Origin of the sequence: Sphaerisporangium sp. NPDC051017, assembly GCF_040683095.1 — a bacterium.
GTDB lineage: Bacteria > Actinomycetota > Actinomycetes > Streptosporangiales > Streptosporangiaceae > Sphaerisporangium.
Genome location: NZ_JBFBCI010000007.1, coordinates 144,700 through 158,676 on the forward strand (window position 1 = coordinate 144,700; position 13,977 = coordinate 158,676).

The 13,977-nt window shown below is 72.7% G+C and carries 12 protein-coding genes; 11 read left to right on the forward strand and 1 reads right to left on the reverse strand.

What is annotated here, in order from left to right; genetic code table 11:
• The first annotated feature begins 34 nt into the window (after positions 1–34).
• The 9 genes from AB0M95_RS09185 to metK all read left to right on the forward strand — a co-directional run bounded on the left by AB0M95_RS09185 (position 35) and on the right by metK (position 7,383).
• Positions 35–907: a dihydroorotate dehydrogenase electron transfer subunit gene (locus AB0M95_RS09185; RefSeq protein ID WP_363761573.1), complete on the forward strand. Its 873-nt coding sequence runs from the start codon at positions 35–37 to the stop codon at positions 905–907.
• Positions 897–1,871, forward strand: a complete 975-nt coding sequence (locus AB0M95_RS09190) for a dihydroorotate dehydrogenase (RefSeq protein WP_363761445.1) — start codon at positions 897–899, stop codon at positions 1,869–1,871. Before AB0M95_RS09185 ends, AB0M95_RS09190 begins: the two co-directional genes overlap by 11 nt.
• A complete protein-coding gene (gene pyrF, locus AB0M95_RS09195) occupies positions 1,868–2,566 on the forward strand; it encodes an orotidine-5'-phosphate decarboxylase (protein WP_358513551.1) in 699 nt (232 codons plus the stop codon). Before AB0M95_RS09190 ends, pyrF begins: the two co-directional genes overlap by 4 nt.
• Positions 2,567–2,845: 279 nt before the next feature.
• A complete protein-coding gene (gene mihF / locus AB0M95_RS09200; protein WP_114031276.1) occupies positions 2,846–3,169 on the forward strand; it encodes an integration host factor, actinobacterial type in 324 nt (107 codons plus the stop codon).
• Between the two features lie 123 nt (positions 3,170–3,292).
• The gene (gene gmk / locus AB0M95_RS09205) at positions 3,293–3,886 is read left to right on the forward strand and encodes a guanylate kinase (RefSeq protein ID WP_363761448.1); all 594 of its coding nucleotides are present in this window, start codon (positions 3,293–3,295) and stop codon (positions 3,884–3,886) included.
• A 104-nt stretch (positions 3,887–3,990) separates the two neighbouring features.
• Positions 3,991–4,254: a DNA-directed RNA polymerase subunit omega gene (rpoZ, locus tag AB0M95_RS09210; protein WP_358513556.1), complete on the forward strand. Its 264-nt coding sequence runs from the start codon at positions 3,991–3,993 to the stop codon at positions 4,252–4,254.
• 26 nt (positions 4,255–4,280) lie between these two features.
• Complete coding sequence (coaBC, locus tag AB0M95_RS09215) at positions 4,281–5,501, forward strand: bifunctional phosphopantothenoylcysteine decarboxylase/phosphopantothenate--cysteine ligase CoaBC (RefSeq protein ID WP_363761575.1); 1,221 nt, start codon at positions 4,281–4,283, stop codon at positions 5,499–5,501.
• Positions 5,502–5,692: 191 nt separating this feature from the next.
• Positions 5,693–6,061, forward strand: coding sequence for a hypothetical protein (locus AB0M95_RS09220; protein ID WP_363761451.1), 369 nt, complete (start codon positions 5,693–5,695; stop codon positions 6,059–6,061).
• 128 nt (positions 6,062–6,189) lie between these two features.
• The gene (metK, locus tag AB0M95_RS09225; protein ID WP_363761453.1) at positions 6,190–7,383 is read left to right on the forward strand and encodes a methionine adenosyltransferase; all 1,194 of its coding nucleotides are present in this window, start codon (positions 6,190–6,192) and stop codon (positions 7,381–7,383) included.
• A gap of 283 nt (positions 7,384–7,666) precedes the next feature.
• On the opposite strand, the gene bla is transcribed toward metK, so the two are convergent.
• Positions 7,667–8,596, reverse strand: a complete 930-nt coding sequence (gene bla, locus AB0M95_RS09230) for a class A beta-lactamase (protein WP_363761455.1) — start codon at positions 8,594–8,596, stop codon at positions 7,667–7,669.
• Between the two features lie 687 nt (positions 8,597–9,283).
• Here bla and AB0M95_RS09235 point away from each other — a divergent pair.
• Together AB0M95_RS09235 and AB0M95_RS09240 are read left to right on the forward strand one after the other, a co-directional pair.
• Entirely contained in the window at positions 9,284–12,202 is a 2,919-nt protein-coding gene (locus AB0M95_RS09235) for a primosomal protein N' (protein ID WP_363761577.1), read from the forward strand.
• 50 nt (positions 12,203–12,252) lie between these two features.
• Positions 12,253–13,977 (forward strand): hypothetical protein, encoded by a 1,725-nt coding sequence (locus AB0M95_RS09240; protein ID WP_363761457.1) that lies wholly within the window; start codon positions 12,253–12,255, stop codon positions 13,975–13,977.

The following is a 13,977-nucleotide window of genomic DNA, read 5'->3' on the forward strand; positions in this document are numbered from 1 at the left end:
GCGGCGGGAGGTGGTGGAGACGGCCGGAACTCCGGTGCAGGTGACGGGCACGGTGCTCACGACGCGTCGCGTCGACGCCTACCACGCGCTGACCGTGGTGGCGCCGGGCATCGCCGAGCGCTTCCGTCCCGGGCACTTCGTCTCCGTGGCCGTCGGCGGGCCGCACACCTCCATGCCGTCGCGCCGCGCCTTCTCGGTGCACGACGTCAAGCCCGACTACGGCGGCACGGTGGAGCTGGTCTTCGACGTGCGTGGCCGGGGCACCGCGTGGCTGGCCGAGCGCAAGGCCAGGGACACCCTGGACCTGGTGGGCCCGCTCGGCCGCCCGTTCCCCGTGCCGCGCGACCCGTGCACGTGCGTGCTGGTCGGCGGCGAGTACGGGTCGGCGTCCCTGTTCCCCCTGGCCGACACGCTGCAGCAGCGGGGCTGCCGGGTCGACTTCGTGCTCGGGGCCGCCTCCGCCGACCGCGTGTTCGGCGCGCTGCGGGCCCGCCGCATGGGGGAGACGACCACCCTCACCACCGAGGACGGCTCGCTCGGCCTGCGCGGCCGCGTCACCGACGCCCTGCCCTCGGTGATCGCCGACGCGCGGGCCGACGTGGTGTACGCGTGCGGCCCGATGCCGATGCTGCGCGGCGTCACCGCCGTGGCGGTCGAGTTCGACATCCCCGTGCAGGTGTCGGTCGAGGAGTCGATGGCCTGCGGGTACGGCGTCTGTATGACGTGCGTGCTGCCGGTCGTCGACGACGACGGCGTGACCCGCATGGCGCGCTCCTGCGTGGAGGGGCCGGTCTTCCGCGGCGAGCGGGTGCGGTTCGACGACATCGGGACGATCCCGTTCGACGCCCTGGGCGCGCCCGGGGGACGAGCACAGGAAGGGGGTGCTCACACCCGAAATGTCAGTTGACATGCGGACGTACCTCGCGCACGTCGAACTGGCCAACCCGATCACCACGGCCGCGGGGTGCGCCGCCTCCGGTGCCGAGCTCTCCCAGTTCTTCGACCTCGCCCGCCTGGGCGCGGTCGTCACCCGCTCGATCACCATGGCCCCCCGCGCGGGCCGGCCGACCCCCCGCATGGCCGAGACGCCCTCGGGCATGCTCAACGCCGTCGGCCTGCAGGGCCCCGGCGTGGAGGTGTTCCTGGAACGCGAGCTGCCTTGGCTGGTCGACCGGGGCGCCAGGGCCGTGGTCTCGGTCGCGGGCGGCAGCGTGGCCGAGTACGTCGCCCTGGCCCGGCGGCTGTCGGACGCGCCCGGCGTCGCGGCGGTCGAGGTCAACCTGTCCTGCCCGAACGTCGAGGACCTCGGCCGGGTGTTCGCCCGCGACCCCGCGGCCTCCGCCGAGGTGATCTCCTCGGTGCGCGCGACGATGCGGTACGACGTCCCGGTGGTCGCCAAGCTGGCCCCCGACGTCGGCGACATCGTCGCGGTGGCCCGCGCGTGCGTCGACGGCGGCGCCGACGCCCTCGCCATGATCAACACACCGCTCGGCATGAGCATCGACGTCGACAGCATGCGCCCGTCGCTCGCCGCCGGCACCGGCGGGCTGTCCGGGCCCGCGATCCGGCCGCTCGCGGTGCGCTGCCTGTGGCAGGTGCACGCCGCGATGCCCGGCGTGCCCATCGTCGGCATGGGCGGCGTCATGACCGGCCGCGACGCGCTGGAGATGATCCTCGCGGGCGCCTGCGTCGTCTCCGTCGGCACCGCCCTCTTCCACGACCCCTACGCCTGCCTGCGCATCCTGCGGGAGCTCGAGGACCTGCTCAAGGAGCGTGGCTTCGAGCGGCTCGCCGACGCGGTGGGGCTGGCCCATCGTCCGCCCGGGGCGGGACCCCGGCACCGTATCGACCTCGAGGAGAGCTCTCTGTGACGTCCGCACCCATCGCCGTCGCCCTGGACGCACCCGACCTGGAGACGGCGGCCCGCTGGGCGGCCGCGGTCACTCCGCACGTGAGCACCGTGAAGGTCGGCCTCGAACTCTACCTCCGTTACGGCCCCGACGTGATCGCCTCGGTGCGAGGCGCCACGGGCGTCCAGGTCTTCCTCGACCTGAAGCTGCACGACATCCCGAACACCGTGGCCGGAGCCGCGCGCGCCGTCGCGCGTCTCAGGCCGGCCATCCTCACCGTGCACGCCGCGGGCGGGCGCACGATGATCCAGGCGGCGGTCGAGCACGCCCCGAACACGCGCATCGCCGCCGTCACGGCCCTGACGTCGCTCTCAGAGGCCGATCTGGAGCGTATCGGAGTCAGGGGACCCGCGAGCGACGCCGTGCGCCGTCTGGCCGTCGAGGCCGTGGGCGCGGGCGCCCAGGCCCTGGTCTGCTCGCCCCGCGAGGTCGCCGCGGTGCGGGCGGAGGTCGGGCCCGGCGTCATGCTCATCACACCCGGGGTGCGGCCCGCCGGTTCCGACACCCAGGATCAGGCAAGAGTAGCGACTCCTGAGCAGGCCCTCGCCGACGGGGCCGACCTTCTCGTCATCGGGCGCCCCATCACCGGGGCCGCCGACCCCGGGGCCGCCGCCGCGCGCATCGCCGGCGCTCTTCGCCGCGTGCTCCCCGCCTGACCGGAGGGGGGCTCCGCACGCGCGTCCGAGGGCTGCTCCGGGTGGTTCGCGAAGGCCGCCAGGACTAGCCCTCGCGGGTGCGCGCCGTCCGGGAGTGACTAGCCCGTAAGGGGCCTGCACAGGCGGGTTTTGTCGACGGAATGCGATTCTCCGAACACGAAGAGTGATGAAATCAATTTTGTGGGGGGAGAAACTGGGCTTGACGTTGCTTGAAGGCCCAAGACCAGCTAGTTTCCCCTCCCGTCCGAGTACATCGACAGAAATTCGAGGTGACCCGGCGTGGCTCTTCCTCCCCTGACCCCCGAGCAGCGCGCCGCAGCCCTGGAGAAGGCTGCCAAAGCCCGCAAAGAGCGTGCCGAGGTCAAGAACCGGCTGAAGCACGGCGCGGTTTCTCTGGCTGAGGTGCTGAAGGATGGTCAGACCGACGACGTCATCGGCAAGATGAAGGTGTCGGCACTTTTGGAGTCGCTCCCCGGCGTGGGCAAGGTCCGCGCCAAGCAGCTCATGGAGCGGCTCGGTATCGCCGAGTCCCGCCGCGTGCGGGGTCTCGGCGCCAACCAGCGGGCCGCTCTGGAGCGTGAGTTCGGCGGCGCCGAGAGCTGATTCTCGGTTAGCTGGAGCAAGATCTACGGGGGGTGTGGAGTGACCGGTACGTCCTGGCCCGAAGAGGGCGGCGCCCATGAGGCGCCCGTTTTCGGGGGGTTCGGGGCGTGTGGCGGTGATTCCATGCCTTCATCCGGGAGTCCGGAGGCGGCGCACGTCTCCTCCGGACCGACGGGCAATCGCCTGACGGTCCTGTCCGGGCCGTCCGGCGTGGGCAAGTCCACGGTCGTCGCCGAGCTTCGGCGGTCCCACCCCGAGGTGTGGCTGTCGGTCTCGGTGACCACCCGGGCCCCCCGTCCCGGTGAGACGCACGGAGTCGAGTACTACTTCGTCTCCGGCGAAGAGTTCGACCGCCTGGTCGCCGTGGGCGAGCTCCTCGAATGGGCGGAGTTCGCCGGGAACCGCTACGGGACGCCCCGCGCGCCCGTGGAGCGCAAGCTCGCCGACGGGGTCCCCACGCTGCTGGAGATCGACCTCCAGGGCGCCCGTCAGGTGCGCGAGACCATGCCCGAGGCGCTTCTGGTCTTCCTGGCCCCGCCGAGCTGGGAGGAACTGGAGAGCCGCCTGCGTGGTCGCGGCACCGAGCCCGAGGACGTCATCGAGCGCCGTCTGGCCGCGGGTCGCGTCGAACTCGCCGCCGAGAAGGAATTCGACCTCACGCTGGTCAACACGGCGGTCGGCGAGGTATGCGTCCGGCTGATAGCCTTGATGAAGTGAAGATCGGCCACCCACGCGCGTCTCGCGCGCTCTTCGCGCTTGCTATCCTTCGAGGCTGAGCCGATTCTTCGCTCGATCCGACATCCGACTGAGAGGCCGACGACGTGGCAGGCACTGCCCCGGTTGCCGAAGGCATCACCAACCCGCCGATCGACCAGCTGCTTGAGGTCGTCGACAGCAAGTACAGCCTGGTCATCATGGGCGCGAAGCGGGCGCGCCAGATCAACGCCTACTACTCCCAGCTCGGCGAGGGCCTTCTGGAGTACGTCGGGCCGCTCGTCGAGACCCACGCCCAGGAGAAGCCCCTCTCCATCGCGCTGCGCGAGGTCTCCGAGGGGCTGCTGACGTCCGAGGCCATCGAGGGCTGACGCGACCGCCGTCCGCGCGCCACGTGATGAACATCGAGGCCTCCGCCGGGCCCAGGGTCGTCCTCGGGGTCGGCGCGGGCATCGCGGCGTACAAGGCGTGTGAGCTGCTGCGGCTGTTCACCGAGTCCGGCCACGACGTCCGCGTCGTCCCCACGCGCGACGCGCTGCGCTTCGTCGGCGAGCCGACCTGGGCGGCCCTGTCCGGCAATCCCGTGACCAGCGAGGTCTGGGAGTCCGTGCACGAGGTGCCGCACGTCCGCATCGGCCAGTCCGCCGATCTGGTCGTCGTCGCCCCGGCCACCGCCGACATCATGGCCAAGGCCGCGCACGGCCTCGCCGGCGACCTTCTCACCAACACGCTGCTGACCGCGCGCTGCCCGGTGGTGTTCGCCCCGGCGATGCACACCGAGATGTGGGAGCACCCCGCCACGCGCGCGAACGTCGCCACCCTGCGCGAGCGCGGCTGCCTGGTCATCGACCCCGCCGTGGGCCGCCTCACCGGCGCCGACACCGGCCGCGGGAGGCTGCCCGACCCCGTCCAGATCTTCGAGGTCTGCCGCCGCGTCCTGCGCGGGCGCGCGCTCGACCTCGCCGGCCGCCGTGTGGTGGTGTCGGCGGGCGGCACCCGCGAGGCGATCGACCCGGTCCGGTTCATCGGCAACCGCTCGTCCGGGCTCCAGGGGTACGCGCTGGCGCGCACGGCGGTGGCGCGGGGCGCCGAGGTCACGCTCGTCGCCGCCAACGTCGCCCTGCCCGACCCCGCGGGGGCCACGGTGGTGCGGGTGGAGTCGGCGCTGGACCTGCGGACGGCGATGCTTTCGGCCGCCGAGTCCGCCGACGCGGTGGTCATGGCGGCGGCGGTGGCCGACTTCCGGCCCGCGGCGCGGAGCGACTCGAAGATCAAGAAGACGTCCGCCGAGCCTGACCCCATTCATCTCACGAAAAATCCGGACATTCTCGCGGAGTTGTGCGACCGGCGCCGTGAGGGGCACAAGCCCTCGCCCGCCGTGATCGCCGGGTTCGCCGCCGAGACCGACGACGTCCTCGCCAACGGCCAGGCCAAGCTCGCCCGCAAGGGGTGCGACCTGCTCGTCGTCAACCAGGTGGGGCGGGACCTCGCCTTCGGCACGCCCGACAACGCCGCCGTGGTCCTGGTCGCGGGCGGCGACCCCGTCGAGGTGCCGCGCGGCCCCAAGGAGGACCTCGCCGACGTCGTCTGGGATCTGGTGGCCGCCCGCCTCGCCTGACGCGGGGCCGCCGGCGGCGGCCGGTGGCGGTTGGCGGTCGCTGGTGGCTGGTGGCGGCTGCCGGTGATGGCTGATGGTGGCGATTTAACGATGTACGTCCCGTTGTGACCCCATCGTGCCTGGTGACGCCTTGATGGCGGTCGCTTTCCGGCGGATACTCCAGGTGGACGCTGGAGCGAGAGGGCCACATCATGCCGGTCACCGCCGCCGTCAGAGAGCGCTGCCGATCCCTATTGCCCCCGGGTGAGGAACTGCACTACGTCTTCCCCGTGACCCTCGTCGGGTCGGGAGGCGTGGGCAACTACATCGTCGTCGTGACCGGCCTGTCGGTGACGGTACTGGCCACGAAGGTCTTCAGCCGCAACGAGCCGGCCGTGGTGTGGGCGAGATACCCGCGCAGAACGCGGCTCGGTCCGGTGCGGCCCGGTGACGGGCCGTCGATACGGTTGGGTGATACCGTCTTCGAGGTCGACGACGAATACGTCGCCGTCGTCGGGGCGGCGGACACCGAGGCGTTCTCCCCGGGCGATCTGCCGAAGGATCCACTTCCCGATCTTTAGGCGCGCGCGCCACGAGGCGAGACGCTTGCGCGGCGGTGCACCTCATCGGGCTACACTCGGCGCAGCGCCTTGGCCGCCCTACGCCAAAGCCCACGACGTCAGCAGCCGCTGCATGAGGAGCCACTGAGTTGACCCGCCGCCTGTTCACTTCCGAGTCGGTCACCGAAGGCCATCCGGACAAGATCGCCGACCAGATCAGTGACGCCGTTCTCGACGCCATGCTCAAGGACGACCCGAAGAGCCGCGTCGCGGTCGAGACGCTGATCACCACCGGTCAGGTGCACGTCGCCGGTGAGGTCACCACCGAGACCTACGTCGACATCCCCGGTGTCATCCGCGAGAAGATCCTGGAGATCGGGTACGACGCGTCGCACAAGGGCTTCGACGGCGCCTCATGTGGTGTGTCGGTGTCCATCGGGGCGCAATCCCCCGACATCGCCCAGGGCGTGGACGACGCCTATGAGATCCGTGAGGGCGAGGGCACGGACGAGCTGGACCGGCAGGGCGCAGGCGACCAGGGCCTGATGTTCGGTTACGCCTGCCGGGAGACTCCGGAGCTGATGCCGCTGCCGATCACGCTGGCGCACCGCATGGCGCGGCGGCTGTCGGAGGTGCGCAAGAACGGCACGGTGCCCTACCTGCGTCCCGACGGCAAGACCCAGGTGACGATCGAGTACGACGGTGACCGTCCGGTCCGGCTGGACACCGTGGTCGTCTCCACCCAGCACGCCCCCGAGATCGACCTGAAGGAGATGCTGGCTCCCGACATCAAGGAGCACGTGGTCGACCCCGTCCTGGCCGAGCTGGAGATCGACACCGAGGGGTACCGGCTGCTGGTGAACCCGACCGGCCGGTTCGAGATCGGTGGGCCGATGGGTGACGCGGGCCTGACCGGGCGGAAGATCATCGTGGACACCTATGGCGGCATGGCCCGTCACGGTGGCGGGGCGTTCTCGGGCAAGGACCCGTCCAAGGTGGACCGCTCGGCGGCGTACGCGATGCGCTGGGTGGCCAAGAACGTGGTGGCGGCGGGGCTGGCCGACCGGGCCGAGGTCCAGGTGGCCTACGCGATCGGCAAGGCGCAGCCGGTGGGTGTGTTCGTGGAGACGTTCGGCACCGAGACGGTCGAGGTGTCGCGCATCCAGGAGGCGATCACGCGGGTGTTCGACCTGCGCCCGGCCGCGATCATCCGTGACCTTGACCTGCTTCGCCCGATCTACTCCCAGACCGCCGCCTACGGCCACTTCGGCCGTGAGGAGCCCAACTTCTCCTGGGAGCGCACCGACCGCGCCGAAGAACTCCGCCAGGCCCTCGGCCTCTGACCCACCCGGAGAGGGTTGCGGCCCCAACCGAGCCGCAACCCTCTCGGCAACGTGTCAGAGGGCCGGTCCAACCCTCCGTGACGCCTCAGAGGTCCGGTCGCCGCCCCAGCTCGATGACCTGGCGGAACGCAGCGCCCACATCGAGGGTCGGAACGCCCGAGCGGTCAACGGTCTGGGCTGACGGCCGCCCTCCGCACGGTCGCGGACGGTGGTGATGCCGCCGGCTTGGGCAGCACTCGAGATCCGCTTTACCCTGCGGCCGCGTCACGGCCCGATGGTCGGGTCACAACCTGCCGAGGGCCTTGGCCAGCGCGGTCGCGGTGGAGGCGATCACCTTGTCATCGTGCGGCGTGTTGTCGAGGTTGCGGTTGCTGAACACCGACAGGATGATCGGCGCCTTCGATCCGGGTGTCCAGACGATCGCCAAGTCGTTGGCGGTGCCGTAGTTGCTCGCGCCGCCGGTGCCGGTCTTGTCGCCGACCGTCCAGTTCTTGGGCAGCCCCGCCCGGATCCGGTTGGCGCCGGTGAGGCTGGCCTTCAGCCAGCCGACCAGCCGCGCTCGGTCGCTGGTGTGGAGGGTCTTACCGGTGGTGAGCTCGGTGAAGGTCTGAGCGACCGCCGCAGGGGTGGTGGTGTCCCGCTCTTCACCGGGCTTCCACTCGGTCAGCCCGGGTTCCGGTCGGTCCAGGCGACTGGTCCGATCACCGGTGGCGCGGAAGAACTCGGTCAGCCCGCGGGGCCCGCCGATCTGCTTCAGCAGCGTATTGCCCGCGAAGCCGTCGGATTTGGTGATCGCGGCGCGGCACAGCTGTGCGGGGGTCATGCCGGTGTCGGTGTATTCGGTGGTCTCCGGGGAGTTCGCGGTCAGCTCGGCCATCTCGGCGGGTTTCCAGCGAACCACCTTGTCCATCAGCCCGGGGTCGCTGGTGCGTGCTTTGTGCAGCACCGCCGCGCACGCGAACACCTTGAACATGGAGTTGAACGGGAAGCGCTCGCCGGCCCGGTAGCCGACCGTTCTCCCGGTCCCCAGGTCGATGCCCACCGCGCCGATACGCCCGTTGTAGGACTTCTCGAGTTCCCGCAGCGTCTTGTTCAGGTCGGAGCCGGAGGGGGCGTTGTTCCCCGTCCGGGCCGCGACGCCGGAGGTGATCGTCTGGCCGGTGACGGCAGCCGCCGTAGAGGCGGGGCCGCCCAGCAGCGCCGAAGCGGTCAAGGTCGCGATCCCTAGTCGCGATCGGAGATGTCGTGTCATGCCATAGAGAAGATCAGCAACTATCGAGGGATGTCCACTACTGAGATGGATCACTCCGTCATATCGATAGTCAACTCTCGCCGACGCGGCGCCTGAGACCACACGCTCGTAGACGGCCAGGGAGGCCGCCTCCGCCGCCTCCACCGCCGGACGGTGGCGCCTCCACCCTCCCATCGCTTTGGTGCCTGGCTTGCGGGGTGCCTCGGAGTGGATGCTGCCGGAGTGTGTGGGGGGTTCTGGGCGTAGGGTTTGCTGCTCGTGGGTTGGTGGCGGTGGCTCGTCGCACGGCGGTTGAGGGGGCCTGGAGGGCGTTCTTCCGGGGAACTCGGGTGGTTCGGCGCGGGGGTGCGTAGGCTTCCGGTGGCCGGCGGCGGGCTGTCCATCGGCGTGCTGACCAGGCGATAGTGTGTTCGATATGAGGTCCCGTCGCTCGTCCGATCCAGGTCCGCGGCCGGGCGGCGAGGGGCGTGACGAGGTCGTCGAGGGCCGGGCGGACGGTGGCGGTCCGGCGGGGCGCGAAGGGATGTTCGGAGCCAGGTGAGCACGGGGGTGCGGGTCACGGGAGACGCCGGCGAAGAGACGCGCGTGGCCGCCGAGGATGTCGGGGCCCTGCTTCCCCTGGCGGCCGTCGGAGGTCAGGCCGCGGACGTGGCCGGAGCCGGGAGCACCGCCGCCAAGGGGGCGCCGGTGCCCGCCGCGGAGCTTCCGGTCGCCCGTGTCCTGGTGGACACGCCGCTGGCACACCTTGATCGCCCATTCGACTACCTCGTCCCCGAGGCGATGGCGGAGGACGCGGCGCCGGGCTGCCGGGTGCGGATCCGCTTCGCCGGCAAGCTGGTCGACGGTTTCGTGCTGGAGCGCGCCGCGAGCACCGAGCACGAGGGCAGGCTCACGCCCCTGGAACGCGTGGTGTCCCCGGAGCCGGTGCTCACCCCGCAGATCGCCGCCCTCTGCCGCGCCGTGGCCGATCGCTACGCGGGCACCATGGCCGATGTCCTGCGCCTGGCCATCCCCCCGCGCCACGCCAAGGCGGAAGCCGAGCGTGCCGCCCCCGGGCCCACGCCACCGGCGCGACGAGCAGAGTCGCGAAGCGCGGCCGCCGCCGCGGTGGAGCGAGGCGTGCCAGGGGGCTCGGTCGCGGGTTCGCAGGGACAGGCTGAGACGGAGGCCGCGCCTGAAGGCTCCGCAGAGGAGGCTGAGTCGCGGAGCGTGGCAGGTCCGGGAGGCGTCGCCGGTTCCGGAGAGGCCGGTGAGCCGGGGGGTGCGGTCGCGGGCTCGGGTGGGGGAGTTGGAGAACGAGACGACGGGAGTCGCGCCGCCGGCGTGACAGATGTGCTGCCGGGGTTGTGGGCGGAGTATCCGGCAGGGCCCGCGTTCATCTCCGCGCTGGCCGAGGGGAAGGCTCCCCGGGCCGTCTGGAATGCTCTGCCGGGCATCCGGGAGCACGGCGCGCCCACGTGGCCGGAGGGCATCGCGCTGGCCGTGCTGGCCGCTGTGCGCGGGGGCAGGGGTGCGCTGGTCGTCGTGCCGGACGGCAAGGACGTCACGCTGGTGGACGCGGCCCTGCGCCTGGTGCTCGGCGAGGGAACGCACGTCGCGCTCACCGCGGGCCTCGGCCCCGCCGAACGCTACCGGCGGTGGCTGAAGGTCCTGCGCGGCGAGGTGTGCGTGGTCGTGGGCACCCGCGCCGCGACGTTCGCGCCCGTCCACGACCTCGGCCTCGCGGTGATCTGGGACGACGGTGACGACCTGCACGCCGAGCGTCTGGCCCCCTACCCGCACACGCGGGAGGTCCTCGCCCTGCGGGCGCACCAGACCGGCGCGGCCATGCTGGTCGCGGGCCATGCCCGTACGGCCGAGGCGACGCGGCTCGTCGCGACGGGCTGGGCGCATCCGATCGGCCCGGCCAGGGAGACCGTGCGGGGGTTCGCGCCGAGGGTGCGCCCGGCCGGTGACGACGTCGAACTCGCCAGGGATCCGGCGGCGCGCGCCGCCCGCCTGCCCAGCATCGCGTGGGCGGCCCTCAGGCACGGTTTGGAGCACGGGCCGGTGCTGATCCAGGTGCCGCGTCGCGGCTACCTGCCCGCGCTGGCCTGCCAGGTGTGCCGCACCCCGGCGCGGTGCACCCAGTCGCCGCCGCTCGCGGGCCCCCCGGCCCCGGTACCGGGCGCCCCAGGCCGACGTCGCCGTACGGAGGCCGCCGCCCGTTCGTCTGCCACTGGTTCGTCCGCCGCCGATCCCGCCGCCCGTCCCCCTATGGCCGGTCCCGGGGATCGCCCTTCCGTGGCCGGTCGGGCCGCGCGTACGGCCCCCGTCGGCCGCCCTGAATCCGCCGGTCCTGAGGCGCGCCGATACGAGGCCGACGCCGCCGCGCTCGGGCGCATCGGAGGACCGGCGCGCCCGGGTGCGCCTCACGGGGGCGCGGCGTATCACGGAGGCGGAGGTCTCTTCGAAGCGTCCCGGGGCGGAGTGTTTCCGGGGACGCGTTCGCCGGGAGTGGCCGGTGAGGAAGGCGGGAGGTCGCCGTCCTTGGGCCGGTGGACGACGCCCACGCTGTCCGTGGAGCCGCCCATGCCGCCCGTCGAGCCGTCAGCGCTGCCCGTTGGACCGGCCGCGTTTTCCATGGAGCCGCTCATGCCGCCCGTGGAGCCGCCGGCGCGGCCCGGGGGGTCGGCCGCGTCGCCTGTGGAGTCGGCTCGCGGGGGCGAGGGCTCCGGGGATGACGGCCGGGGCGGTGGTTCTCATGAGGGGTTGTGGGCGCAGGCGCCGCTGTGCGGGGGGCCGCTGGCGTTGCGCAGCGGGCATGCCGCCCCCTACTGCCGCTGGTGCGGAAGGATCGCCGGCATGTGGCGGTGCCAGGCATGCGGCAGCAACCGCATGCGGGCCGTGGTGATCGGTGCCCGGCGCACGGCGGAGGAGCTCGGGCGTGCCTTCCCCTCCGTCCCGGTGAGGACGTCCGGCCGCGACTCCGTCCTCGCCACCGTCGGCTCCTCGCGCGCCCTGGTCGTGGCCACGCCCGGCGCCGAGCCGGTCCCGGACGGCGGGTACGCGGCGGCCGTCCTACTGGACGGCTGGGCCATGCTGGGCCGCCCCGACCTGCGGGCCGCCGAGGAGACGCTGCGGCGCTGGATGAACGCGGCGGCGATGCTGCGCCCCGGCGCGGAGCTGATCGTCCTCGCGGACTCGTCCCTGCCGGTCGTGCAGGCGCTCCTGCGCTGGGACCCGGTCACGCACGCCGAGCGCGAGCTGGCCGAGCGGGCGGCGCTGGGCTTCCCGCCGGCCGTCCGCATGGCGACGCTGACCGGCCCGCCCGCCGCCGTCAGGGAGATGGCGACCGGCCTCGGCCTTCCCGAGGGGGCGCAGATCTTGGGCCCGGTCCCCGTCGAGGGGCCGAGGGGACGGCCCCCCCGGACGCCGGCCGAAGTGGAGGAGCGGCTGATGGTCCGGGTGCCGCGCGGGGCGGAGGCCGCGCTGGCGAAGGCGCTCAAGGGAGCGGCGGGGGTGAGGGCCGCGCGCAAGGCTCCTGACCTGGTCCGAGTCTGTATGGACCCGATGGATCTGGTCTGACCGCAGCTCGCCGATTCGCGGGGCTGAAAGCTAGCCGTTAGTTTCTCCCTGTGTCGATCGAATGGGTGAACGGGGCCATCGAGGACTTCCGGGCGTGGGGGCGCTCGAACGGGGTGGTGGTGGACGCCGACGAGGTTCGGCTCCTGTGCGACTACGCCAGCGATTACCTGGACGTGGCCGAGCTCGCCGACTTCTCTCCCGTCACGTTCGAGCAGCTTCTGCTCGACATCTACCCGCGCAAGGTCATCGCGCCCCCCGAGAGCGCGGCCGAGACCGTCGCCGCGGCGCGCACGCTGGTCGACTTCCTGCTGGACAGCGGGGAGATCGGCACCAAGATGGCGGGGCGGATGCGCGTCAAGATCGACGAGATCGCCCCGGCGATGCCGGCGGCGCTGGCCGACACGACGAAGTTCGGCATGGCCAAGAGCATGTTCGGGGCGATGGGCGCCGACGCGCTGGAGGCCGACACTCCGTACGCCGCGAAAGACGATCTCGCCGCCGCGCCGCGCCGCCCGGCGTCCGTCGGCGGTCATGAGGACTGCGACTGCCCGGGGTGCGCTCCTCTACCTCCGGTACGCCTGGCGCCGCCCCAGGAGGTCGCTCAGGCCGTCCGGGAGGCCGGTCTGCTCCACGACGCCCACCGGGTCGTGGCGTGGATGCTGGACGGCGGCCACACCCCCACGCGCAAGGGCCGGCTGCGCGCCAGGGACGCCGCGCGGATCACCCGCGACCTCGGTGTCGACGCCCCGGCGCTGGCCTGGGAGCTCGCGCTCGCCGTCGGCCTGGCGGAGGCGTCCTGGGGGCCTGGGGGGCCCGGGGGGATGGTGACGGCGCCCCGGGGGCCGGGGCCGCTGCCCGCGCGCGGCGACGATGAGGTGCTGGACCTGTGGGCGGGCACGGTGGCGTTCCTCACGGGCGCCTCGGAGGCGAACGTCACGGGCTTCGTGCCGGTCGACCGCGAGCTGTACGGGGTGCACGACCTGCTGTACCGGCTCCAGGAGCCGGTGGCGGTCGTGGCCCTGCGCGAGTACCTGGACGAGGTGTCGGCCGAGGGCGACGACCCGGAGGCGGGCGGCCTGGAGGCGGCGCTGGGCGTCCTGGCCGGGTGCGGCACCCTCGAATACGAGCACGACGCCGTGACGCTGACCCCGCACGGCCGGTGGGGCCTGCGCGAGGTGTACTCCCGCATGGGCCTGGTGGCGCCGGTCGCCGCCGACCCGGCCGAGGCGGACGCCGAGACCTTGATCGCCCTGCTGATGGAGGGCGTCCCCGCCGGGCAGGCGGAGCGGGACATCTCCGCCTGGCTCGCCCGGCGCCCGCCCGAGGAGGCCGCGCGCGAGATCCTCGCCGCCGCCAGGGGGACGGCGGCCGGCACGCGAGGCGTCGCCGTGACGCTGGTCGACCGGCTGGGCCCCGAGGCGGCGCCCGCCGTCCGCGAGGTCCTGGACGAGCCGGAGCTGCGCCCGCACGCGCTCATCTGGCTGGCCTCCCACGGCCTGACCGCGCCCGCCCTGACGCCGGAGGAGGCGCTGTGGGCCGGCGTGGACGCGCTGGCGTTCGTCCTGCCCCGGGAGACCGACGACTCCGGCGAGATCGCCGACGACCTCGCCGTGAACCTCGCGCCGTCCGCCCAGGCCATCGAAGAGATGTGGCAGGTCGACCACCCGGACGTCGCCGAGGTCCTCGACCTGCTCGGGCGCCACCTTCCGGACAGGAATCTCGCCAAGGCCGCGCGTAAGGCCGCGTTCAAGGCGCGCTCGCGCGGCATCCACTGA